The sequence below is a fragment of the Terribacillus sp. FSL K6-0262 genome, assembly GCF_037977385.1.
Classification (GTDB): Bacteria; Bacillota; Bacilli; order Bacillales; family Amphibacillaceae; genus Terribacillus.
The window spans coordinates 3,107,935-3,131,442 of record NZ_CP150277.1 but is presented as its reverse complement, the minus strand read 5'-3'; the positions used below and the strand labels follow the sequence as shown (position 1 = coordinate 3,131,442).

Annotated in this window: 29 protein-coding genes, 1 tRNA gene and 1 riboswitch; of the genes, 13 read left to right on the top strand and 17 right to left on the bottom strand. The window is 45.8% G+C overall.

The window, feature by feature from the left end; translation table 11 throughout:
• Nucleotides 1-4: 4 nt before the first annotated feature.
• The gene (gene gcvT, locus MHI54_RS16085) at nt 5-1,105 is read right to left on the bottom strand and encodes a glycine cleavage system aminomethyltransferase GcvT (RefSeq protein WP_340082971.1); all 1,101 of its coding nucleotides are present in this window, start codon (nt 1,103-1,105) and stop codon (nt 5-7) included.
• A 156-nt stretch (nt 1,106-1,261) separates the two neighbouring features.
• Nucleotides 1,262-1,349, bottom strand: a riboswitch (glycine riboswitch).
• Between the two features lie 196 nt (nt 1,350-1,545).
• Here gcvT and MHI54_RS16080 point away from each other — a divergent pair.
• Nucleotides 1,546-3,201: an SNF2-related protein gene (locus tag MHI54_RS16080; RefSeq protein WP_095215381.1), complete on the top strand. Its 1,656-nt coding sequence runs from the start codon at nt 1,546-1,548 to the stop codon at nt 3,199-3,201.
• Nucleotides 3,194-4,033 carry a YqhG family protein gene (locus MHI54_RS16075; protein WP_095215382.1) on the top strand — a complete coding sequence of 280 codons (840 nt, stop codon included), beginning with the start codon at nt 3,194-3,196 and terminating at the stop codon, nt 4,031-4,033. Before MHI54_RS16080 ends, MHI54_RS16075 begins: the two co-directional genes overlap by 8 nt.
• A gap of 16 nt (nt 4,034-4,049) precedes the next feature.
• Here MHI54_RS16075 and MHI54_RS16070 read toward each other — a convergent pair whose 3' ends face one another.
• On the bottom strand, nt 4,050-4,217 hold the full coding sequence (locus MHI54_RS16070; RefSeq protein WP_340082019.1) for a YqzE family protein: 168 nt from the start codon (nt 4,215-4,217) through the stop codon (nt 4,050-4,052).
• Between the two features lie 192 nt (nt 4,218-4,409).
• Between MHI54_RS16070 and comGA the strand changes: the two genes are divergently transcribed.
• The 8 genes from comGA (at nt 4,410) to MHI54_RS16030 (ending at nt 8,327) form a co-directional block, all read left to right on the top strand.
• Complete coding sequence (gene comGA / locus MHI54_RS16065; RefSeq protein ID WP_340082018.1) at nt 4,410-5,432, top strand: competence type IV pilus ATPase ComGA; 1,023 nt, start codon at nt 4,410-4,412, stop codon at nt 5,430-5,432.
• A complete protein-coding gene (locus tag MHI54_RS16060; RefSeq protein ID WP_095215383.1) occupies nt 5,365-6,429 on the top strand; it encodes a type II secretion system F family protein in 1,065 nt (354 codons plus the stop codon). The genes comGA and MHI54_RS16060 overlap by 68 nt, the downstream gene beginning before the upstream one ends.
• 14 nt (nt 6,430-6,443) lie before the next feature.
• A complete protein-coding gene (gene comGC, locus MHI54_RS16055; RefSeq protein ID WP_340082017.1) occupies nt 6,444-6,752 on the top strand; it encodes a competence type IV pilus major pilin ComGC in 309 nt (102 codons plus the stop codon).
• Nucleotides 6,736-7,167, top strand: coding sequence for a type II secretion system protein (locus tag MHI54_RS16050; protein ID WP_095215404.1), 432 nt, complete (start codon nt 6,736-6,738; stop codon nt 7,165-7,167). Before comGC ends, MHI54_RS16050 begins: the two co-directional genes overlap by 17 nt.
• The gene (locus tag MHI54_RS16045; RefSeq protein ID WP_340082016.1) at nt 7,160-7,483 is read left to right on the top strand and encodes a hypothetical protein; all 324 of its coding nucleotides are present in this window, start codon (nt 7,160-7,162) and stop codon (nt 7,481-7,483) included. The genes MHI54_RS16050 and MHI54_RS16045 overlap by 8 nt, the downstream gene beginning before the upstream one ends.
• A complete protein-coding gene (comGF, locus tag MHI54_RS16040; RefSeq protein ID WP_340082015.1) occupies nt 7,467-7,877 on the top strand; it encodes a competence type IV pilus minor pilin ComGF in 411 nt (136 codons plus the stop codon). Before MHI54_RS16045 ends, comGF begins: the two co-directional genes overlap by 17 nt.
• Nucleotides 7,852-8,217 (top strand): hypothetical protein, encoded by a 366-nt coding sequence (locus MHI54_RS16035; protein WP_095215406.1) that lies wholly within the window; start codon nt 7,852-7,854, stop codon nt 8,215-8,217. The genes comGF and MHI54_RS16035 overlap by 26 nt, the downstream gene beginning before the upstream one ends.
• Nucleotides 8,218-8,256: 39 nt before the next feature.
• A tRNA-Gln gene (locus MHI54_RS16030) sits at nt 8,257-8,327 on the top strand.
• 34 nt (nt 8,328-8,361) lie between these two features.
• Here MHI54_RS16030 and MHI54_RS16025 read toward each other — a convergent pair.
• From MHI54_RS16025 to MHI54_RS16005, 5 genes are all read right to left on the bottom strand, one after another.
• Complete coding sequence (locus MHI54_RS16025; RefSeq protein WP_340082014.1) at nt 8,362-8,982, bottom strand: MBL fold metallo-hydrolase; 621 nt, start codon at nt 8,980-8,982, stop codon at nt 8,362-8,364.
• A gap of 273 nt (nt 8,983-9,255) precedes the next feature.
• On the bottom strand, nt 9,256-11,190 hold the full coding sequence (locus tag MHI54_RS16020; protein WP_233134925.1) for an LTA synthase family protein: 1,935 nt from the start codon (nt 11,188-11,190) through the stop codon (nt 9,256-9,258).
• Nucleotides 11,191-11,274: 84 nt separating this feature from the next.
• Entirely contained in the window at nt 11,275-12,252 is a 978-nt protein-coding gene (locus MHI54_RS16015) for an ROK family glucokinase (RefSeq protein WP_095215407.1), read from the bottom strand.
• Nucleotides 12,245-12,466: a YqgQ family protein gene (locus tag MHI54_RS16010; RefSeq protein ID WP_095215408.1), complete on the bottom strand. Its 222-nt coding sequence runs from the start codon at nt 12,464-12,466 to the stop codon at nt 12,245-12,247. The genes MHI54_RS16015 and MHI54_RS16010 overlap by 8 nt, the downstream gene beginning before the upstream one ends.
• A 139-nt stretch (nt 12,467-12,605) precedes the next feature.
• Nucleotides 12,606-13,643 carry a M42 family metallopeptidase gene (locus MHI54_RS16005; RefSeq protein ID WP_095215409.1) on the bottom strand — a complete coding sequence of 346 codons (1,038 nt, stop codon included), beginning with the start codon at nt 13,641-13,643 and terminating at the stop codon, nt 12,606-12,608.
• Between the two features lie 80 nt (nt 13,644-13,723).
• On the opposite strand from MHI54_RS16005, the gene MHI54_RS16000 reads away from it, so the two are divergent.
• Nucleotides 13,724-14,551, top strand: a complete 828-nt coding sequence (locus tag MHI54_RS16000; RefSeq protein WP_095215410.1) for a hypothetical protein — start codon at nt 13,724-13,726, stop codon at nt 14,549-14,551.
• On the opposite strand, the gene MHI54_RS15995 is transcribed toward MHI54_RS16000, so the two are convergent.
• The 4 genes from MHI54_RS15995 to rpmG all read right to left on the bottom strand — a co-directional run bounded on the left by MHI54_RS15995 (nt 14,545) and on the right by rpmG (nt 17,159).
• Nucleotides 14,545-16,077, bottom strand: a complete 1,533-nt coding sequence (locus MHI54_RS15995; RefSeq protein WP_158221506.1) for a rhomboid family intramembrane serine protease — start codon at nt 16,075-16,077, stop codon at nt 14,545-14,547. The genes MHI54_RS16000 and MHI54_RS15995 overlap by 7 nt on opposite strands.
• 54 nt (nt 16,078-16,131) lie before the next feature.
• Nucleotides 16,132-16,320 (bottom strand): hypothetical protein, encoded by a 189-nt coding sequence (locus tag MHI54_RS15990; RefSeq protein ID WP_095215412.1) that lies wholly within the window; start codon nt 16,318-16,320, stop codon nt 16,132-16,134.
• Between the two features lie 63 nt (nt 16,321-16,383).
• Entirely contained in the window at nt 16,384-16,941 is a 558-nt protein-coding gene (locus MHI54_RS15985) for a 5-formyltetrahydrofolate cyclo-ligase (protein ID WP_095215413.1), read from the bottom strand.
• A 68-nt stretch (nt 16,942-17,009) separates the two neighbouring features.
• Nucleotides 17,010-17,159, bottom strand: coding sequence for a 50S ribosomal protein L33 (rpmG, locus tag MHI54_RS15980; protein ID WP_038561326.1), 150 nt, complete (start codon nt 17,157-17,159; stop codon nt 17,010-17,012).
• Nucleotides 17,160-17,365: 206 nt separating this feature from the next.
• Between rpmG and MHI54_RS15975 the strand changes: the two genes are divergently transcribed.
• Together MHI54_RS15975 and MHI54_RS15970 are read left to right on the top strand one after the other, a co-directional pair.
• The gene (locus tag MHI54_RS15975; protein ID WP_095215414.1) at nt 17,366-17,716 is read left to right on the top strand and encodes a helix-turn-helix domain-containing protein; all 351 of its coding nucleotides are present in this window, start codon (nt 17,366-17,368) and stop codon (nt 17,714-17,716) included.
• Nucleotides 17,713-18,171, top strand: a complete 459-nt coding sequence (locus tag MHI54_RS15970) for an endolytic transglycosylase MltG (protein ID WP_095215415.1) — start codon at nt 17,713-17,715, stop codon at nt 18,169-18,171. The genes MHI54_RS15975 and MHI54_RS15970 overlap by 4 nt, the downstream gene beginning before the upstream one ends.
• A 26-nt stretch (nt 18,172-18,197) precedes the next feature.
• Here MHI54_RS15970 and phoU read toward each other — a convergent pair whose 3' ends face one another.
• The 6 genes from phoU to MHI54_RS15940 all read right to left on the bottom strand — a co-directional run bounded on the left by phoU (nt 18,198) and on the right by MHI54_RS15940 (nt 23,395).
• Nucleotides 18,198-18,857: a phosphate signaling complex protein PhoU gene (gene phoU / locus MHI54_RS15965; protein ID WP_340082013.1), complete on the bottom strand. Its 660-nt coding sequence runs from the start codon at nt 18,855-18,857 to the stop codon at nt 18,198-18,200.
• 21 nt (nt 18,858-18,878) lie between these two features.
• Complete coding sequence (gene pstB, locus MHI54_RS15960; protein WP_095215417.1) at nt 18,879-19,652, bottom strand: phosphate ABC transporter ATP-binding protein PstB; 774 nt, start codon at nt 19,650-19,652, stop codon at nt 18,879-18,881.
• Nucleotides 19,653-19,664: 12 nt separating this feature from the next.
• Nucleotides 19,665-20,444 carry a phosphate ABC transporter ATP-binding protein PstB gene (gene pstB / locus MHI54_RS15955; RefSeq protein WP_340082969.1) on the bottom strand — a complete coding sequence of 260 codons (780 nt, stop codon included), beginning with the start codon at nt 20,442-20,444 and terminating at the stop codon, nt 19,665-19,667.
• 71 nt (nt 20,445-20,515) lie between these two features.
• Nucleotides 20,516-21,403 (bottom strand): phosphate ABC transporter permease PstA, encoded by an 888-nt coding sequence (pstA, locus tag MHI54_RS15950; RefSeq protein WP_095215419.1) that lies wholly within the window; start codon nt 21,401-21,403, stop codon nt 20,516-20,518.
• The gene (pstC, locus tag MHI54_RS15945; protein WP_095215420.1) at nt 21,403-22,332 is read right to left on the bottom strand and encodes a phosphate ABC transporter permease subunit PstC; all 930 of its coding nucleotides are present in this window, start codon (nt 22,330-22,332) and stop codon (nt 21,403-21,405) included. The genes pstA and pstC overlap by 1 nt, the downstream gene beginning before the upstream one ends.
• 136 nt (nt 22,333-22,468) lie before the next feature.
• Nucleotides 22,469-23,395, bottom strand: a complete 927-nt coding sequence (locus MHI54_RS15940) for a phosphate ABC transporter substrate-binding protein PstS family protein (protein WP_095215421.1) — start codon at nt 23,393-23,395, stop codon at nt 22,469-22,471.
• Between the last annotated feature and the right edge of the window lie 113 nt (nt 23,396-23,508).

The window sequence follows — 23,508 nt, the reverse complement described above, 5'->3', positions numbered from 1 at the left end:
CCCCCTATTTCCGCTTATAGAATGGTATTGCGACAACCTTGGCCTGCAATCTTTTTTTTCGGATTTGCACCTCCACAATATTTCCTTCTTCACAAGCATCCGCTTGCAGGAGGGCAAGACCGATTGATTTATCCAGCGTAGGTGATTTGGTGCCTGTTGTTACTTCACCAATCTGTACATCGCCTTTAAAAATCGGATATCCATGACGAGGGATTCCTTTATCCAGCATCTCGATACCGGCCAACTTTCGCTCCGTTCCGTTCTCTTTTTGCTTTTTCAAGACTTCTTTGCCGATGAAGTCGGCGGACTTATTCGTTTTCACCGCAAAGCCGATGCCTGCTTCGACCGGTGTGATTTCTTTTGTCAATTCATTGCCGTATAAAGGCAAATTCGCTTCGAAACGCAATGTGTCCCTCGCACCCAGACCGATTGGCTGAAGATCATATTGCCCGCCTTTTTTTAACAGCAGTTCCCAGACAGCCTGGCCGCTTGCAGACGGTCCATAGATTTCAAAACCATCTTCGCCCGTATAGCCAGTGCGCGAAATCAGGAAATCCCCGTCTATCCCCTCCAGATTCACAGGATAAGCAAACCGGAAAAACGAAATTTCAGACAATTCCGTTCCTGTCAGCTGCTGAAGGATTTGCTCTGCCTTGGGTCCTTGGAGGGCAATCTGCATATAAGCCCCTGACTGATTTTCGATCTCCACGCCATCACGCTTATGGGTAAGCAGCCATTCGAAATCCTTTTCGATATTGGCAGCATTGACAACCAAAAGATAACGATCATTGTCCAGCATATAAACAATCAGATCGTCCACCGTTCCGCCATCCTCATAACACATGACGCTGTATTGCGCTTTGTTTGGAACAAGCAGTTCCAAGTCATTCGTCAGGACATACTGCAGGAAATCCTTACTCGCCGGCCCATGAACCAGGATCTCTCCCATATGGGAAACATCGAATAAGCCGGCAGCCTGCCGCACGGCATGATGCTCTTCCTGGATGCTGGTGAAATGGACCGGAAGCTCCCATCCGCCGAAATCGATCGTCTTGCTGTTTGCCTGATAAGCAGGATAAATCGGTGTTCTTTTCAACTCGCTCATCATCCTTCTCCTCTCTTATGTACCTCGCAACGAAAAACAGAGCCACCTCGAAAAAACTTTGAGGGGCTCTGTCCATTTACCAGAAAGTTTCTTATCGTCCTTGGACCATAATTGCTTCTTGGGTGGCTCCCATTACGGAAGCACTCTCCAGAGTTGCGTCGTGCTGGAGTTCTTTTGCCTGAGAGATTCACTCAATATTTGCTCCTTCGGCGCCGCTTGCTGCGGTCTCTCCTCCAACATTCACTCGCGGTTTATGAAATTGTAAATCGCGGGCATACTAACAGACAATCAACCTATAAAAAAGCAAAATCCAAACATTCTAACAAAAAATATTGATAATGTTTGGTTTCAGCCCAATTATAACATAACAATTTTTGATTGTGTCTATCTTTTTTATGCTTTTTTCATGAAACTCCGAAGAATAAGGAGATGAGTTCACCATGCAAGCGGAAATACACGACGATGAACACTTCATCAATATGATGGATGAGGTACTGCAGAAAGAAGGAGAAACAGCATCCTGGGAGCATTTCCAAATGGCCTATACAGCTGCCAAAGAAACGAATATCGATACATTCACCGGCTTGGTCGCGCCCGGCTATCTGCCTCACATGACCTTCCACCCGCACCAGCTGGAAGCAAGCCGGCGGGTAGTCGAAGAGATGAATGGGCGCGCCATCCTTGCAGATGAAGTGGGGCTTGGTAAGACGATCGAAGCGGGTCTGGTATTGAAGGAATTGATGATACGCGGGTTGGTGAAAAAAGTGCTGCTGCTTGTGCCAGCATCCCTGGTCAATCAGTGGGTGAACGAATTGAATTCCAAGTTCCATATACCTGCCGCATCCCAGCGAAAGCAATATGTGTGGGAGCATTATGATGTGATCGTGTCCTCTATCGACTTGGCAAAACGCTCACCCCACCGTGAGATCATCTTGGAGCAAGACTATGATTTCGTACTTGTCGATGAAGCACACAAACTGAAGAACAGCCGAACAAAGAATTATGCCTTCATCCAGTCGTTAAAAAAGAAATATTGCCTGCTGCTGACAGCAACGCCTGTCCAAAATAGACTGAGCGATATTTATAATCTCGTATCCTTGCTGAAGCCTGGCTACCTTGGCAGCTACAAGCAATTCAAAGATACATATGGAGATGATCGCAAAGATGCAGAAGAGCATCATTATCTGAAAGAACTCATCCGTAAAGTGATGGTCCGCAACCGCCGGGAGGAAACGGGACTGCAATGGACGAAGCGGAAAGTCGAGACCATTTGGATCGATTTCACCGAGGCAGAGCGCCGGGTGTATGAGAATATGCAGGATTCCACCAGCGCCGCAGCGACTTTCGCAAAAATCACCCTGCTCCGGGAGCTATGCAGCTCCAGGGAAGCTGCATATTTGTCCATGAAGAAAATGGTCGAGGAAAATCCGGAATCCGGCACTGCCTATCTGCCGCTCATGAAAGAAATCGAACAGCTGCCTCAGCATAGCAAGGCGTTAAAGGTTGTCGAGCTGATCAAGGCCGCCCCGCCCGGGGAGAAATTCATCATCTTTACCGAATATCGGGCAACGCAATTTTATTTGCAATGGACACTGAAGCAGCACGACATATCCTCCGTGCCCTTCCGGGGAGGCTTCAAAGCCGGCAAAAAGGACTGGATGCGTGAGCTGTTCGAAAAGCACGCCCAGGTCCTGATTGCGACCGAAGCTGGCGGCGAAGGAATCAACCTTCAATTTTGCAGCAATATGATCAATTATGACCTGCCTTGGAATCCGATGCGGCTGGAACAGCGAATCGGCAGGATCCATCGTTTCGGTCAGCAAAAAGATGTGCAAATTTATAATTTTGCAGTACGTGACACATTGGAAGCACACATACTTGAATTGCTTTATAAGAAAATCAATTTATTCGAACGCGTGATCGGCAATCTCGACCATATCCTTGCCGAACTCCAGCTATCCGATATGGAAAAGGAAATCAAAAGGATCTTCGCTGATTCCCATTCGGATGGTGAAGTCAAAGTCAAGCTCGACAATCTGACTGCGGTCATCACCGAAACGGGACACCAGCTGGAAAGGGAGAAATTACATGGATAGACAAACACTTCATCGATTCCTGCGAAAATTTTTTGTATCGAATGGCTGTCAGCTGCTGGAGGAGAAGGACGGACTGCTTCGTTTCCTGCTTACCCCGGAGTTGGATGAAGAATTGATGAATCGGCCATTCTATTGGCGTTACAAGAAACGGCTCGGCCAGGAAGGCGAACCGATGGAGCTGACACTTCTGACCGATCCGAATCAATCAGCCGAGAAAGCCGAGCATATCCATTTCGGCAGCCCGCGCCTGCATAAGATTTTCCGGCTGATCCGGGAATCTGCCCAAGTGGCACGTCTGTACGAAAAAGTTGATTCAGCTTCCCGGACACCATTGTACCCGTGGCTCATCCGGAACATAAGCGTTCATTTTTCCGGTAAGCGCAAACGAACCGAAACGCACTCGGTAGGCTTGCAGCTCTTGAATGGGCAGCTTGTCACGAATTGGATGGAGAACTTCTCCCAGGTGGAATTCAAGCAGCAGATCAGCGATCAATGCTATTGCCTCTCCCCCATCATCCGATACCAAAGCGGCTACCAGCGGATCAGCAGCTATATGCATACGTATTTGGATGCACTTGATGATGGATGGATAAAGGAAACCGCAGACACACTCAAACAGGAAGAAGCTTTGCTTCAGCATTTCTTTGACCAAAGCAATCAAGGAGAAATGGAAGAGGAAATGCAGGAAGAAAGAGCAGCCTTGTACCAAAACGAGCTGGACGCCCTGCACAAACGACTCATCCCCTCCATCCGAATGGAAACGATCAATGCCGGCATTTTTTATCTTTCGGAAGAGACGACCCAAAAACTTCTACAAAAAAAAGAGGCCTGAACCTTGTCCGGGCCTCTTATCGTTTACGACGGAACAATAGCTTGAAAGCGAAAGGCAGGACGCCGAACCACTTTCCATGCAGCTGATGCTTTTCCTTATCCTTCGGTTTCTTTTCCTGCTTCGGTGCATCCATCTTTTTCACCAGCTCCTGCGTGACGAATCGGAAATAATCATTTGATGACAAATCCCATCCCTCCTTACTTTTTACTTGTAGCGTGACCAATTTCAATTCTTTCCATACAGCATGAAAAAAGATGCTTGAATTTTTCAAGGATATATCTTTTTTAAGCTTGCTCACATGGAGGATTACTGCATTTTCACGATATGACGGCTCTTTTGACCTTGTAGTAATGTATCAGCCAAGGAGGTGACATACGTGCAGGATAGTCCTTCGCATTATGCAGAAAATCTGATGGAGGAAGCGATACAGCAGCAAGCCTCCGACATCCACTTTACGCCGGAGGCGAATGAAACTAGCGTTTATATACGCATCCATGGAAAACGCATCCTTCACAGCCGTCTATCGACCATGCATTTTCGCAAATTGATTGCATACTACAAATTTGTCAGCGGCATGGATATCGGAGAAATGCAAAAACCTCAGGACGGCGCGATGCCATTTTCCTATAAAGGCCAACAGCAATATTCCCTCCGGCTATCCACCTTGCCGCTTAAGAAAACAGAAAGCCTGGCCATAAGGATCCTCCCCCAAAGTGAAGCCCCTCTGCTCGACCAGCTGTTGTTATTCCCTTTTCAAATCCATAAGCTGCGGCAGCTGTTGATGGAAAATACCGGAATACTATTGTTCACCGGACCCACCGGCAGCGGCAAGACGACGACAATGTATGCCCTGCTTCAGGATTTATTGCAAATGAAAGCATATCAGGCTATCACTTTGGAGGACCCGATTGAAAAAAGAATGGAGAATATGCTGCAAGTGCAAGTGAATGAAAAGGCAGGCCTTACCTACCAGGCAGGGTTGAAAGCGGCTCTGCGTCATGATCCTGATGTGCTGATGATCGGGGAAATCAGGGATGAATCCACCGCAAGTTTTGCATTTGAAACAGCAAGGACAGGGCACTTGGTCATCAGCACCCTGCATGCAAAAGATGCGGCGGGCGCCATTCATCGTTTAAGAGAAATGGGCCTACCAGAAGCGGATTTACACCATACCTTGATCGGTGTAGCTTCACTGGAGCTTCTCCCCATCACTGTGCCCCACCCTTCCCGTGCTGCCATCATGGAGCTGGCAGACTCTGCTCAAATCGGCTGCTTGCTGAAATCGTACAATACCTCTTTCCTGACATTTGCTGAACTTAGGAGGAAAGCCTATGCATATGGCTTTATCACGAAAGAAACTTATCAGATTCAGGAAGGGAGACAGACTGCTGTCCCTTGAACAGCAGACGCACTTCCTTCAACAGCTTCATCGAATGCGATTGAAAGGCTATGATATGGCCCATTCACTTGATTTCCTGCACTGGCAGCCGCAATGGCAATCAGTGACTCAAAAATTACGTGAAGGTTTACAGCAAGGTCTGCGGCTGGATGAAGCCTTCTCCCATGCTCGCTTTTCACCTTTCATCGTCATCCATATTTACGTGGCCCATCACGATGGGAACCTGGAAAATGCATTGGAAAGAAGCTACACCACTTTACAGAAACAGATGCAGCAGCTGGCGAAGTTCAAAAAAGTCACTCGTTATCCAGTTTTTCTCCTAATCAGTATCCTATTGCTTCTGTTATTCGTGAAGCTTTACGTCTATCCATCTTTTCTCTCCCTCTTCGCTTATTCAACCGAGTCTGCGAACCTTCTTGGCTTCTTTTCCAGTTTGGTGAATGTATTCTTGTATGGAAGCCTAGCCTTAGGAGCGATCGGGATCTGTCTATTCCTCTCCCAAGATCACCTCCGAAAACGATTACCATCAGAAAAGAAACGTTATTATCTGGAAAACGTGCCTGGTATGCATCGCATTGCCCGTACACGGATAAGCTTTCAGTTTGCCATCCAGCTTGGCAACCTCCTTACAGCAGGACTTTCACTATATGAAAGTCTCCAGCTGCTGTCTAAGCAGCAATATCATGACATGCTGCGGCTGTATAGCAGCACTTTGCTGGCCCACCTGTCTTCCGGCCGGACGATGGACGAGTGTCTGCCTAGCTTCACGCTGCTTGATCGGCAGCTTCAGGGCATCCTTTTAAATCAAGCCGATGTATCTTCTCAAGCGAAGGATCTTTTGATGTATGCGGAAATCATGACTTCCAAAATGGAGGAACGAACGAAGACTTTTCTTCATCTCCTGCAGCCCATTCTGCTTGGTATCATGGCAATATGCATCATCATCGTTTATTTATCTTTGCTGCTTCCCATGTTCCAGATGGTCCATACATTATAGGAAGAGGTGATCTAATGCGAAACGAAAAGGGATTCACATTGGTCGAAATGCTTATTGTCTTACTCGTCATTTCCGTTTTGATGATCCTTATCGTGCCGAATCTGGCCGATAAGAACGACCGTGTCCAATCACAGGGCTGCGAAGCACTGGTAAAATTAGCCGAGAGCCAGGTTCAGACGTATAAAATCGATCATGGCACAGTTCCCACTCTCTCACAGCTTCAAAACGGTTATTTGACAGAGACGACATGCCAGGGCGGGAAACGCATATTGGTCATCAGTCCTGATGGCGGAGTTTCATTGACAGATGCATCCGGATCATAAGGAAGGGGGCTTTAGTTTACTTGAATTGATGATCGTACTTGGTTTGTCTTCCTTTTTGATTGCAATCGGAACAGGTTTTTATCATCATCTTCTTACCAAAGCGGAAGTGAACCAATTCAAACAGCGGCTGGAACAAGACCTTCTTTATCTCCAGCAATACACTCAATTCGACAGGACAGCAAAGCTTTACCTGGAAAATGATAAATATGAGATATACTCCGCCAAGTTGCAAGAAGATGTATTAGTCCGGCAAATTCCTGAAGGTTATGCAATCAAAATTCATCCTGATTCCAGGTCATTTGCCTTCAGCCAATCAGGAACAGCCCTGCAACCAGGCAGTATGACCATACACACCCCTATGGGAACCGACAGACTAGTGTTTCCGCTCGGCAAAGGAAGAGGATACTATGAGTAAACCTACTAGACAAGAAGGGTTTCTTATATTGGATGCCTTATTCAGCTTCGGTATGTTCTTACTTTTATGTACCCTTCTGCTGCCCTTGTGGATTGATTTGAGAAAGGAACTGCTCCTTCAGGAAACAAAGGCGGAGTACTATAGTCTGCTGCAAAATGAACTGGCGAAGCCCGATCCCCAAAACCAAAAGCTGCAAGAAGGGAAGCTTGCTGCAGAGTTGAAATTCAGCACCGAAGATGGTTTGAAAAAAGGATGCCTGGAATTAAACGAGAGCGGAAGAGAGGAGAGGAACTGCCTGTATGGATACCTCGAGTGATAAGGGCTTCACGCTTCTGGAAGCATTGATTGCACTGGGTATATTGGTCCTGATCCTCTCATCCATTCCTCCCCTCCTCGCACCCTTGGTACAAAATACAGAACCAGAGTCATTGTCAGTCAGACAAGCCCTGCATTTCATTTCAATGGAAGTACACAAAGGAAATTTTGTAAGGATAGAGGATGATAGACTTTTCATTGAAGACCAGCAAGGAAGAATAGCTGTCTTTGAACAATATAAGGACATGATTCGGAGACGAGTTAATGGCAAAGGTCATGAAATTTATCTTCATCATATCGAGAAACTGGAATTCCATTTGGATGGGAGCACAATCATTGCAATAATTAAAGGAAAAGAGGGGGAATCGTTTGAGAAGCATATTGCGTTGGAATGAAAAAGGCTTTGTCCATCCTTTCCTCCTTTTCCTTACAGCTTTTTTCCTGCTTTTGATCACATCCGGCAGCTTGCTTCTCACTATCCGTGTACAATCAACCGACCTGCTGTTCGAGCAGTACAAATTGGAACAAGCTGCGTCTATTGCGACCAACGTCATTGAAAACCATTATCTTCCCAATCTGGATGCTGAAGAAGAAACATATAAAATCCGGAATGAAGCTGTGGAAGCTGATGTCACGGTCAGCATCGATGATGATCAGATTCTAGCACATTATGTAATCAAAACCGATTATACGGATAAACCGATAATTTTTTATAAAAAATATCATTCCAAATGAATAAAATCATCGTAATCACACAGACTAAGCTTTGTACGATGGGCTATAGCCAAGCGGTAAGGCAGCGGGTTTTGGTCCCGTTATCGTTGGTTCGAATCCAGCTAGCCCAGTAAAAAGATCCCACCATATAGGCGGGATCTTCTTTTATATGAGGAATGGATTCTTCGCTTGCTCTTCCCCTATCGTCGTCTTAGGCCCATGTCCAGGATATACCTCATAGTCATCCGGCAAAGACAATAATTGATTCGTTATGCTGTGCATCAAAGTCGGCAAATCTCCCCGGTATAAATCTGTCCGGCCGATACCGCGCTGGAATAATGCATCTCCAACGATTGCGCTTTTCGCTTCATGGAAGACCAAGGTGATACTTCCAGGGGAGTGACCAGGCGTATGACGGATTTCAAAAACAAACTGCCCGATCTTCATTTCACCAGGCTTCAGGCTCTCATCAGCATCCCTTGCCGTTATTTGCTTGACCGGGAACATTTTTGACCCATTCTTACCCGGGTCGCCAAGCCAATCGGCTTCTTCCTCATGCAGATATACCGGTATATGATATATATCCCTGGCGTCATCGACTGCCCCGATATGATCAAAATGTGCATGTGTCAGCAGGATTGCCTGCGGCCGAAGTTCCTTCTGCTTGATCCATTCGATCAATTTGACGCTATCTCCGCCCGGGTCGACAATCAGGCAGTCATTCTTTGATTCAAGTATGTAACAATTTGTTCCCATCGGTCCTAGACCTAATGTATGTATTTTCATTTCGCTCATCTGCTCCTTTCCAAATAATGTTCAAAAGCTCGACAAGTATATATGTGTGCACTACTTTATGGAAGGTATTTGCCAAGCTTCATTTAACACAAGTATAGCAGGAAACCAACAAATTTGCTCATAGGAGGGTAAGCAAGTGATCTTAATCCATCCTCACATTCTTGCTTGCATTTATTAATGTGACTGCATTCATCGTCGCTGTTTCCATAACAGACTTTTATAGGCCTATTGCAAAAGGATCGCTGCATAACAGCGATCCTTTTGTCAACTTGCTTTTTCTTTTCCTTCTTCAAAGTCATAAAATCGAAGTAAGTCGCCATAGATGATCCGGTCGGAGTAATTCAGTTCCTTTGTTACTTGTTCCCTTATCGGTTCACATACACTTTCAATCTGTTCACCGGTTTCTCCGGATATCTCGGCTTCTTCACCTTCTTGATCATCTGCTGGTTCACCTGTCAGCCTGTCATAGCACATATCATTGGTGAACACATAATCGTCACTGATGAAATCGCCATTTCGCAAGGCGATGTATTCCTTACGGTCTTTGGCAAACACATCATTACCGAATTGGATGTCGTGCTCGGACTCAATTCCCAACAGACTCAGGATAGTCGGCTTCACATCGATCTGCCCGGCTACCTTTTCCATCACCTGTCCATTCCCGTCACCGGGAATATGGATGAAGAACGGTACGCGCTGATTCTGTATTTGCTGATATGGCGTTATATCCTTGCCCAGGTACTGGCTCATCGCCTTATTGTGATATTCACTGATGCCATAATGATCGCCCATCATGACGATGATGGAATCCTCATACTCACCGGATTCTTTCAGCTGCTCGAAGAATTGCTGCACAGCCTCGTCTGTATAGCGCGCTGTTTGGAAATACTTATTTAATGTCTGGGAATTGGAGTCAAATTGATCAATCGTTGCTTCCTCTTCCGGCAAATCGAATGGATGGTGATTCGTCAAGGTGATGAACTTCGTATAATATGGATCTTCCAATTCCTGCAAATAAGGAGTCGACTGTTCAAAGAATGGCTTATCCATCAAGCCCCATCCGACTGTATTTCGATCCTCTCCTTCTGTGATGACGTCGTAGCTATTTTCATCATAGAATGTATCGTAGCCAAGGCTGTCATACATGACGTCACGGTTCCAGAAGCTGGAGTTGTTTGAATGGAAGACTGCAGTCGTGTAATCATGCTGTCCGAGAATTTCCGGTGTTCCGTTGTATTCATTCTGCCCATGTGTGAAAAACACGGCACCGCGCGGCAGCGGATACAGGGAGTTTTCAACCAGGAATTCGGAATCAGAGGTCTTCCCCTGTTCTGTCTGATGATAGAAATTCTCGAAATAATACGTATCTTTATCCTTTGTCAGGCTATTCAGGAATGGAGTGACTTCTTCCCCATTCAATTCATTATTGATCAGGAAGCTTTGCATGGACTCCAGGGAAATGAAGATGACATTCTTCCCTTTTGCCTGGCCGAATTTTTCCGACTTCCCGGTCTCCACTTCTTCATTTACATAAGAAGTGATTTCCGGAAGTTCATTCCCGTCGGCAAATACACGCTGTGCTTCTGTCTTCGATTGCATGACAGCATCGTAAATGTGGAAATTGAATAAACCGATGTTTTTGACCAAATATTCCCGGTCGAAGCCGCGGGTGAACAGCTGCGGACGTTCCGCTTCAGCCAAGCCTACGTTCAATACGACGAAAGCAGCAATGGCCGCCATGGTTGAAACTTTCTTTCTGCGAAGGTAATCGACCGTCATGGTCTCTTTATAACGGTAGCTGAGGAACCAGATGATGGCCAAATCCAAGAACAGCAGGATGTCCTGCGGATAGATAAGGCTGAGAATACTGCCGCCAAGATCTGCGGCATTGCTTCCTTGCATGAGGACCGGCACTGTGAGGAAATCACTGAAGTGACGGTAAAAAATCAAGTTGATGTACAAGATGATAGAACCCACGAGGCTGATGAACCGGATATACCGTATCTGCCATTTACGTGAGAATAATACGCTGAGGCCAAAAGCCAGAAAGGCACTTACAAACGGATTCAGCAGCAGGATGAACTCCTGCATGGCATTATCCAAACTGATATTGAATAGGAAACGATAAATGATATACGTTTTCAGTCCAAACAAAACTGTCGCCAAAATATATAATGGTGCAGTGAATGTTCGTTTCAAGTAAAAATCCTCCTCATTATAGAACAGAGCGTAAAACAGATGGCAGCAACTTGTGCTGCTGCCATGCACGCATTTTTTCTTTAATTATTTTGCAGCCTCCTCCAAGTGCTGTTTCACCAGGTAAGCAGCACCGTAGACACCTGCGTCATTGCCGAGCTGTGCCGGCACGATTTCGCAATCATATGTTGTGCGCGGCAGCGCTGCTTTTTTGAAGGCTTCCTTGATCGGACCGATCAAGGCCTCCCCTGCTTTTGAAACGCCGCCCCCGATGATGATTCGGGAGGGATTGGTAAGGATAGCCGCATTGGATAAGACATGCGCCAGGACAGTGGTTGCTTTTTCCACGATCCTGTTCGCTTGTTCATCCCCTTTGGCAGCCAGCTCGAAGACATCTTTGGAAGAAACGGCGCCGTTGTCTGCAAGGCGCTTGCCCAAACCGCTATCGGGATCCTCAGCTGCTGCTTCGGTTGCCAGGCGGCTGATACCGGTAGCAGATGAGATTGTTTCCAAACAGCCCTTGCGCCCGCAATTGCATGGGGCACCATTTTCTTCGACCGTGACATGGCCGATTTCCCCTGCTGTACCATTGATGCCATTGATGATATGTCCATTCGCAATCAAGCCTGCTCCTACGCCAGTTCCCAGAGTGATGGCGATGATATTATCCTGCTGGGCTCCAGCACCTTTCCATACTTCGCCCAATGCTGCCAGGTTGGCATCATTATCGATGAATACAGGAAGCCCGGATAATACACCCAGCTCAGCCGAGAGAGGGAAATCGCGCCAGCCGACATTGACTGCTTCTGCAATGACACCATTACGCGGGACAACGAAACCCGGGGCTCCGACTCCAATGCCTTGGATCCTTTCCTTCGCGATGCCGAGTTCCTCAAGCTTCGCCTGGATCGTTTCCCAGATCTGCTTCGGAATGTGCAGACCCTGCTCGTATTTATCCGTCTTGATTTCCCATTTTTCAATGATTTCGCTCGTTTCATCGATGATGGCGAGCTTGATTGTCGTGCCCCCGATATCGACACCGATCAATAATCCATCCTTACTCATTGTTTCCCGCTCCTTCTCGACTATCCGACAAAGCACTTATCTCTTTTCTTAAAATCAAATTTGCTTGTCCATATTCCTGTAAAGACAATAGTTTATTTTCATACAGCTCCCGCAGCTCTTCCTGCATCATGCTCAAATCGAGCTTGCGGTCTCCAATGTATACAAAAATTCCATACGTCTTCAATAACTGCATTACATCATAAACCGTTTTCATACATATCACCTAACATATTATAACAACCTTCACCTAAAATTGAAAATGATTTAAGAATACGTTCACACCTTCTTAACAATATGCCTTATTGTAAAAAAAATAACCTGAAATCAATTGACTTCAGGTCATATCTTTACAATTATGACATGTGACTTTGAAGATAAGCTTCCAGCAAGGAATAGGTTGCTGCCAGGGCCTTTTCATGAGTCCGCTCGAAGGCATGGGATGCAGCTATGCCAGGTCCGATCAGACCATGCCGGATATCATATCCTGCTCGTATTGCTGCGGAAGCGTCTGATGAGTAATAAGGATAAATATCCAGCTTATACGGCAACTCGTTTGATTGCGCGAGCTCAGCCAGCTGCTCCCTTAACCCATGATGATAAGGACCGCTTGAATCTTTCACACAGATCGATACATCAAATTCGGTCGTTGCTTGACCGTCCCCGATCGCTCCCATATCGACCGCGATATATTCCACCACTTCTGCAGGTATGTTCGAATTGCCCCCATAACCAATTTCTTCATTATTAGAGATGAACACATGCGTGGTATACGGCAGCTGCCGCCCTTCTTCCTTCAAATCCCGAAGCAGCTCAAGCAGGATGGCGACACTGGCTTTATCATCCAAATGCCTGGATTTGATGAATCCGGAATTTGTACGTTCAAAGCGCGGATCGAATGAGACGAAATCCCCGACGCGGATTCCCAGTGCCTCTGTTTCTTCGCGGGATGCCGTCAGCTCATCGATCCGTACTTCGATGTTTTTCTCATCCCTTTTCGCCTCCCCTGCGTTACGGTAAACATGCACGGAGGTCTGATGCATCAGGATAGTCCCGCTGAAGGCTTTTTCCTTGCTATGTATCGTACAGTATTCTCCTTCGACACTGTTCCAGCGAAAACCGCCAACCATTGCCAATGACAAAGTTCCATCCGCTTTTATTTCTTTTACCATCGCTCCCAAGGTATCAACATGTGCAGTCAATAGACGATGGTGAGCTGTATCTTTACCTGGCACCGTGATCAGCAAAGCTCCTTTATTGGTCACCCTGGCGGAGAGTCCCAGGGAATCGGCAAAACTGCGGCAAAAATCAATTGCCTGCTCCGTATACCCCGAAGGACTGGGTATATGTACAAGCTTTTCCAACGTTTCAGCAATACGGTCTATTCTTTGCATGGCTATCCCTTCTTTCATAATATGTAGGTCTATTACATAGTATCAATAAGCGAGAGTTTGTCCAATGAGGAGGACAATGAATGCGAAAAATGCTTGTAATTGGATGTATCCTTTTCTCCGTTATCCTTAGTACCATTTATTTCATTCGCACCCAGCAGCCTCAGCCAGTGATCCAGCACTTCCCGATCGATGATGCTGCCGCTTTCGCCGATACATCCACATCCTTGAAAAAAGTGGATTTCCGGAGAGTCCATTGGCGTATCGAAAGCTTACTTGACAGAGAAGCATATTTGCGTCAGGACGTCGGACTGCTGTTTGAAAACGGAAAATTGGCAGGCGTGATGAATAAATGGATGCATCCTGGTCGCAGCTTGATACAGGAAAAAACGCTTATCCTTCAGCCAAACAAGCAGCTGGATGCCGTATCTTTTCATTTTGCGGAGCTGCATGATAACGAAATCACAAGCACATTCAAGCTGTCCGGGATTCGTTCCTATACGTCCAATTCGTTTGAACTGTTTTCCTTCCCCAAGAACGAAAAAGAAATACAATCCCGCTCCGTCGCCATAACCGATACCTCCCAAGTGCTGAAACGAGTGTGGGCAGATGCAAAACAACAGTTATCCATCCCTGCCGATCAATATATCGAAGTACCGCTCACCGCGCTGCCAAATGCCGATTTATCAACTATCAACGGCCTTTCGGAAGATAAAAAAAGGCAGGAGGTCATCAGCCGGCTCTGGGAAGGTCTTTACCGTAATTATATCGTGCCAATCGGTCCAGCCGTGGAGGAAGGCACAGTGAGCACATACGTTCCATTGCTGCTTTTCGATAAATCCGGTAAGCATCTGCGGGTGCTGTATCAGGATGAAACAGGCCGGCATAGAGAGCTGCTGCAATATTACTGAGAGATCTCTTGCTGAAGCTGCTTGTATTCCTGATTATCCGGATCGAGTTCGGTTGCCTTTTTCACATGCTTCCTGGCTTCATCGTCATTTCCCTGCGCATGTAACGCTGCAGCCAGCAGATAATGAGCAGAATCATTATCGGGCTGCAGCTCAACAAGGCGTTCATAATCAGCGATACTTTTATCGACATCTCCTGTATCGTAATAAGCTGCTCCTCGGTAAAACAGCAGCGCAGGCTCATAAGCGGTATCCCCGTCATCGAGCGCCGCTGACGTATGCTCGATGATGGCATCATAATCCATTTGTTCGGCAGCCTCTTCCACTTGCACCATCTGACGTACCGATTCATTGACAGGACCAGCCAATCCATACCAAAGAAGGCCGACAATCAATAGGACAGTCATAAGAAGTCCGCCAAGTCGGGCACCCTTATTCTTCTTACCCGGCAGTCCGACCAGGAACGAAACCGCAAAGCCGCCGACCAAACCGCCTAAATGAGCGAATACATCGATGACGTGACTCGCAGAGAAGCTGATCACCAAGTTGATAAGGAGAATGACAATCAGCCCGTTCCCGATCGTCCGCCAGAACAGCTTTGGATATACAACTCCAAAATAAAGCAAAGCACCAAACAGCCCAAAAATAGCACCTGATGCGCCCGCACTCAGGTTGTCGGAGAAAGCGAAGCTCGCCAATCCCCCAATGACACCGCCTAAAAGATAAATCAAAAAGAAACGCCGATGACCAAAAACCTGCTCCGTCAATGTTCCGAGATAATACAGCGACAGCATATTCGTTAAAAGATGCAGCGCGCCGATGTGCAGAAACATCGAGGAAGCGATACGCCACCATTCATTTTCTGACAGGATAAGAGGATTATACTTTGCCCCAAGCTCGATAAGCACCGCGGAATTCGTAGAACCGCCAAGCAATGTTTCCATTAGGAACATCAACAGGCAAATTCCGATGAATGCATAGACCAGAAGCGGTTTCTTTCGATGGAAAACAGCTTGTTCAGCCTGCTGCTGCTGAATCAGCAAACTCCGCAGCCTCCCCTTCTCCATCTCGATTTCCTGTTCATCGGCCGATGTCAAAGACAAGGTATCTTCCAGCTTCAAATGCCGAAAGAGTTTCTCCATCTCTGTCTCATTCGACTCGCGATCCAAATAATAAAGCTGCATCGGGATCGGGCGTCTGCTTTTGATAATCATGGGTTTCTTAAGCTTTGACCAATCATCAGCAGGTTCCTGTTCGCCAAAATAGACATTATGTATCCTTGTCTTTTTGGAAAATAATCCTTTATTCATATTTTGAATTTGGTTGGCGGTTTTCAAAATATCCTGTTTGAGATGATTTGCCCAAGTAAACGTCTTGAGCGAAAGTTTCACGATATAGGTTATTCCATCCTGCTTCTTCTCCAGCCAAGCGACACGCAGGTCATCCTCAGCCCTTATAAATGTGAAATCGTGAACGGCAAGCAGACGATTGATCATTCTGTAATACGCCGTTTCTTCGTTGTAGGTCATACCTCTCCCCCTCTGCCTACAGTTTATCAAAAAAATCATGGAAAAACGCCCAGTTTACACTGAGCGTTTGAATAAAATCGGCAGCATCCGGGAACGCAGGGGCTCAAATCCCATTGAAAGCCGGATAAGCCCTTTACGCAGGACCGTTACTGCTAACAGTGCATTCAGCACCCGGTACCGCTCCCGAACTAAAAATACGACACTTGCTGCCAGTGTCAGCGTCGTGATAAGGGTTTTCCACATCAGCACCCTTCCTTTCCTTCGGGATAACCATAGTGTAACCCGAAGGAGAATACTCCTATTCGGTCAAAACAGAAAACCATCATCTGTCAAAAGATGATCGACTGGCAGATCAAAAGGAGCTATGGGCAATGATCTTCTGATTTGCTGTGTACTTGCCAGCGACAATGTCGTATTTTTAAAATCGGTTAAATAGCGATCATAGTAGCCCCCTCCATAACCAATCCTATAACCTGATTCTGTAAAAAGCAGACCAGGAACAATCAGAAGGTCGATTTCATCCTTTGAAGCGGGTAGACATAGTTCCGGAACCGGTTCTTTGATATGGAAAGCACCATTTGTGAGCTGGTCATAGCTTTCTATATAAAAAAACTGCATACCTCTGTTTTTGGTCGTGAGCGGAACACATACTTTCTTCTCTTCCAGCCAAGCTTGCTGGATCAGCCTAGTTGTATCCCATTCATGTGAAAGAGCCATCGTAAGACCCACGCTGGATGCTTCTTGCCAAACTGCGGAACCAAATAGAAATCCCGCCAGCTTTTGCTCGACTCGAAGCTTATCTGTCTGCGGCATCTCCTTCAGCAGCTGGAGCGCCTCTTGTCGAAGCAAGTCTTTATCTTCCATCCATCCCGCCCCCCTTGTTATGTAAAAAAACTCCCGCCAAATATAGGAGGGAGTTTTTTTAATCAAGCTTATTTTGTTTCGCGGTGCAGCGTATACTTTTTCAAGCGTGGGCTATATTTTCTAAGCTCCATGCGTTCTGGATGTTTACGCTTGTTTTTTGTTGTAATGTAGTTACGATCTCCTGTTTCTGTGCAGGCGAGAGTAATATTTACACGCATGTATAATCCCTCCCAACAATCTTAAATAAAGTGTATGAAAACTTAACGATCTTCAGACCATCTAATAATAGCAGAATTATGTTAGGTAATCAACCGTTATCCATAACTATTTCAGAAGAAAAGTGAAAATTGTCGAAAACGATATATCCGCAAGCTGTTTGGTATGGTATAACTAAGTTAGCAATATGTAGGAGGTTCAGACAAACATGCTAATTGCTGCTATCACTTTTCTTGCAGCCGGTATCATATTATGGATATTCTCGTTCTTCATGCAAGATAAATTCAAACAATTGGATCAGCAAATTGAACAGCTTACCCTATCCAACATGCAAGAAACATATACGTTGAATAAAAAAGTCAAAATTCTTGAAGAAGAGCTCCTTCCAGCTGTACAGCGTGAGCCAAAACCGAATAAGGCCTCACAGAAGCCAGCTATTTTCCAACAGGTTCTTCGCCTGCATCAGCAAGGCTATTCCATCAGGGAAATAGCCAATCATACAAATATGACAGAAGATGATGTATACCGCATCGCAAAACAGGCGGGAGTTCCATTATGAAGCAAGTGATACAAGGATTTGCAACCGCCCTCCTGCTTGCAGGAGCGATTATGCTTTATTTTCATTACACGGAAGCAGCAAAGACCGAACAAGCAGCTTCCGCCGAGCCCCAAATGGTAAAACCGGATAATGACGAAATGAAACAGGAGCTGGAAGGCCAAGGCTATCATGTACTGGATGACAAGGAATACAATCAACTGACAGGGAAACAGACAGGGAATGCTGCAAAATCGGAACCTGAGCAGCAGAAAAAAACGTATACCTTAAAGCTGGAAAACGGGATGACCAGTGGAGAAGTAGCATCCTCGCTTGAGAAAGCGGGAATCATCGAAGATGGAGCTGCTTTCCGTACATACCTGGATGTTACAGAGGCTAGCCAATCACTCCAAGTCGGTAAGTATGATCTGGATTCCGACATGGACTATAAAGAAATCGTTGAATTAATGACAAAATAAGAAGCAGCGGCAACTGCCGCTGCTTCTTATTTATTTAAATCAACAGAAGTCCCTTTTACAAGATAAAGAATGCTTTCGCCAATATTGGTAATATGATCTCCTACACGCTCGACAAAACGTCCGACGAAGACAAGCTGCATTGTCTGTTGATGCTTGCCTGTTTGCGCTTTTCGTTCATCCAGCATATCGCGGAATAATTCACCATACATACTATCCACGACATTATCCAAATCAGCCAGTTTCTTTGCTTTGCTGACATCCTCCTCTTCGAAAGCCTGCACAGCACTATGAATCATTTTGCTGACAACTTCCTGCATATCCCGGATAGCTGGAGGGATATCATAGGGACTTAATACATTCAGTCGATTTACGCTTTTTGCGATATTTTTGGCATGGTCACCCATGCGTTCCAAATCAGAGGATACACGAAGGAAAGCAACCAGCCTGCGCAAATCCGTGGCCACAGGCTGCTGCATGGCAATCAGTTGGATAGTCGCTTCATTAATCTCCTGGTCACGTTCATTCAATAGATCATCATTTTCGATCACTTTATAAGCAAGATCGCTGTCCCGCTCATATAATGCATCAATTGCTTGCTTCAAAGCTGTGTCCACTTCATGCGCAAAAGAAATAATAGATTGCTGAATTGCTTCCAAATCTGCTGAGAATTGCTCTCTTGCTACCATACGTTCTCCTCCAATACGTAATTAACCGAAACGTCCGCTAATATAATCTTCTGTCCGCTTATCTTCCGGGTTAGAGAATATCTTACCCGTCTCTGCAGTCTCCACAACACGGCCATGCAGGAAGAAGGCTGTCTTATCAGAGATACGGGAAGCCTGCTGCATATTGTGCGTGACGATGACGATACAATATTTTTTCTTCAGCTCCGTCATAAGCTCTTCGATTTTCAAAGTGGAAATCGGATCCAAAGCAGATGTCGGTTCGTCCATCAATATTACATCTGGTTTTGTGGCAAGCGCCCGTGCAATGCAGAGACGCTGCTGCTGTCCGCCAGAAAGTCCCATCGCAGAGGACTTGAGACGATCCTTCACTTCATCCCAAAGTGCAACATCCTTCAACGTCGTTTCCACGATTTCATCCAATTCACTCTTTTTCTTGATACCGTGGATTTTGGGGCCATAGACAATATTATCGTAAATGGATTGCGGGAATGGGTTGCCTTTTTGGAAAATCATACCCACTTTACGGCGCAAATCAACAAGATCCACCCTGGAATCGAGCAAGTTCTGATTCTTGTAATTGATTTCGCCAGTCATACGTACCCCCGGCTCCATATTGATCATCAAATTGAGCGTTTTGATGAAAGTGGATTTACCGCAGCCCGATGGGCCGATAATGGCGTAAATTTCATTATTCAATGCTTGTAAATTTACATCCTTCAAAGCATGGAAATCATCGTACCATAAGTTCAAATCATTGACCTGGAAAATTGTCTCTTTCTCAGCTGCTACTTGCATGACCGTTGCCTCCTACCCGAATCTTCCGGAAATATATTCTTCTGTTCTCGTTTCAGAAGGATTTGTGAAGATCTTTTTCGTATCATCGTATTCCACAACATCACCGCTTAGGAAGAATGCTGTTTTATCTGACACACGGGAGGCCTGCCCCATATTATGTGTCACAATGACAATGGAATAATCCTCTTTCAGCTGAAGAATCAACTCTTCAATTTTGGAATTCGATACCGGATCAAGTGCCGAAGCCGGCTCATCCAACAGGAGGATTTGCGGCTCCATCGCCAAGGTACGAGCTATACAAAGACGCTGCTGCTGCCCTCCGGATAAGGATAGGGCCGACTGATGCAAACGATCCTTCACTTCATCCCATAACGCCGCTTTACGCAAGCTTTGCTCCACGATTTCATCCAGGACTTTTTTATCTTTCTGCCCATTGTATTTCAAAGCATGGGTAATATTATTGTAAATCGATTTAGGGAATGGGTTCGGTTTCTGGAACACCATGCCGATTTCAGCACGTAAGGCAACAACATTGATATCATCCCGAAGGATATTGATGCCTTCATAAATGATTTCGCCTTCCGCACGGCTTGAAGGAATCAAGTCATTCATCCGATTGATCGAACGAAGAAATGTGGACTTGCCACACCCTGACGGACCAATCAATGCCGTCACCGCATTTTTCTCAATTCCCATGTTTGCCTTTTTTACAGCTTCATTGCTGCCGTAGAAAATACTGAGATCTTTCACATCCAGAACTACTTCCTTATTGGATGTTGTATTTGATGTCATTTTCGTGTTATCTGATTTCGTCTCACTCGGTCTGTCTGCTGTATAGTTCATGTCGCGAACTCCTCTCTTCATCATTTACCTGCTGTTAGTTTCTTATGGATGACACTGCCCAGCCATCGAGCGAGGATATTGAACACCAGTACAGCAATAACCAGGACCGCTGAGGCACCGTTGGCTACTTCACGTACGTCCGGAATCAAGCCTTGTGTGTTAACAGACCAAATATGGACGGCCAAAGTTTCCGCTGGGCGGAAAATATTCAACGGGGAATTCTCCGAAAATGGATTCCAATTTCCGTAGTCAAGTGTCGGTGTGGAAAGACCCGCTGTGTACAATAATGCAGCTGCCTCGCCAAAAACACGCCCTGAAGCAAGAATTGCACCAGTTAAAATTCCCGGAAAAGCGTAAGGAAGCAAAACCGTTTTGATCGTATGCCATCTTGTGATCCCTAAGGCCAAGCTTGCTTCCTTTTGCTCTTTCGGTACACTTCTGATTGCATCTTCCGTTACCCGGACCATGACCGGAATATTAAAAATTGTCAAAGCCAACGCACCGCCGATGATTGTATAGCCCCAGCCTGTCGTATTGACGAATACCAAAAGACCGAACAAACCAACAACGATGGAAGGCAGGGATGCCAGCATTTCAATACACGTACGGATGAAATTGGTGACTCTGCCCGGCTTCGCATACTCAGCCATATAAACACCGCCGCATACACCGAGCGGCACAGTGATGATCATTGTTATCACAAGGATATACAAGGAGTTGAATAACTGATCACGTATACCACCGCCAGCTTGATAGGAGCTGGATGCAGACGTAAGGAAATCCCAAGTTATCTGCGGTACACCATTAGATAGAATGAAATAGAATAGATAAAGCAGTAATGCTACCATGATTGCTGCTATTACATAGAAAACGCCTGTTGCGATACGATCTGTAATTCTGCTGTTCATTAAATTTTCCTCCTACCGGACAAGTAACGGACGATGAAGATAAAGACGAATGAGATAACTAGCAATATGAGACCCATTGACCATAACGTATTGTTCTCGATGCTGCCGTACGTCGTATGTCCGATGTTCAGTGTAACGATAGTTGTTAAAGTTGCGGAAGTATCGAAAATACTTCCAGGCAAATCACGTGTGTTACCAATTACCATCTGTACAGCCAGTGCTTCCCCAAATGCCCGGGCCATTCCGAGCACGATAGCTGTCAATAGGGATGGCAATGCTGCTGGAATCAATACTTTCCGGATTGTCTGCCAGCGTGTGGCACCCAAAGCAAGCGAACCTTGCCGCAGACTGTTCGGCAATGAGCGCATGGCATCTGTTGCTATAGTAGTAACCGTAGGGAGAATCATTACAGTCAAAACGATGACACCTGCCAACAAACTAAACCCGATTCCAGGTAAATTATCCCGTAATAATGGAACCAGTACCACAAGTCCGATGAAACCATAAACGACAGAAGGAATCCCCACCAGTAGTTCGATAACCGGCTGAAGTACTCTCTTCCCAAATTTAGGTGCGATTTCGGACATGAATATTGCAGCACCGATACCAAGCGGTGCTGCAATCAATGCAGATAAAAAAGTAACCGCTAATGAGCCGAAAATAAATGGAAAGATACCAAAGGATGCATTCTCGCCGCCTGTGGGATTCCAATTCGTGCTTGTAAGATATGCAATGGGATTAATATTATTCACTGTGAAAGACTGCAGGCCTTTTTGGGCCAGGAAAATAGTCACAGCAATCGTTGCAACAATCATAATCACTGCACATATAGTAACGAGGGAACGTCCGCGTACTTCATCCCATCGTCTATTTTTCTTTGTCAGTATCAGCCTTTCTTCAGCTGAAGGGGTTACTGATGCTTTTGCCAACTTGTACAACTCCTCTTGAAAACAGCGGAAAGGAATACCTTACAAATAAGGCATCCCGCTGTCTGTAATAGCTATTTTATAACCACAGTAAGGTAAATGCAGTGAAGCACTGCATCTACCCTGTGGTTTTTACATATTATTTTTCAGTGATGTTGCCCTCAGCGTCACGTTCAACTTTCATTTCAGTCATTGGAACGTAGCCTTGTTCAGGTACGATTGAAGATTGAACTTCGTCGCTTAGCATGTAATCAAGGAATTCTTTCGCAAGACCTTCAGGCTCTCCGTTTGTATAAGAGTGCTGATAAGCCCAGATTGGGAATTCGCCAGATCCGATAGTTTCATTTGTAGCCTCAACACCATCGATTTTAGCTTTCACGATTGAGTCATCATCGAAGTAGGAAAGCGCAAGGTAACCGATTGCTCCGTCTGTATCTGCAACGATTTGCTTAACAGTGTTGGAGGAATCCTCAGTGATACCTTCAGCTGGTGTTTCGCCATCAAGCGCGTACTTAACGAATGTAGCACGGGTACCAGAAGAGTCAGGACGGTTAACAAGTGTGATTTCCATGTCTTCTCCGCCTACTTCAGACCAGTTAGTCACTTTGCCTGTGAAGATATCGATAAGCTGCTGTTTTGTAAGATCATCCACACCTGCTTTAGGGTTGATTGCCGCTGTCATGCCGACAACTGCGACTTTGTGATCCACAAGTGCCTCAGCATCGATGCCTTCTTTCTCTTCGGCGAACACATCGGAGTTACCAATGGCGATTGAACCCTCTTGGACTTGGCTTAGGCCAGCTCCGGAACCACCTGCTTGCACCTGAATGTCTGCGTCAGGATTCTCGCTCTTGTACTGTTCAGCAGCAGCTGCTACTAGTGGCTGCATTGCGCTGGAACCTGCTACAACAATGGAAGTTTCGGAAGCTTCTCCGCCGCCGCTGTTGCTGTTCCCGCTTGTGTCTCCTTCTGATTCCTCGCCGCCAGCGTTGCCGCCGCATGCTGCAAGTACACCAATAACTAGTGCAAACATTGCAAGCAATACAGATAGTTTCATCTTCTTCATGTTTGATTTTCCCCCTACGTGATTCAATTAGTTCCTTTGCCTTACAAGTACAATATTAGCTTGTCATCATTAAGGAAAAATAAACGGAATGTAAAGGTTTTGTAAATCTGAGT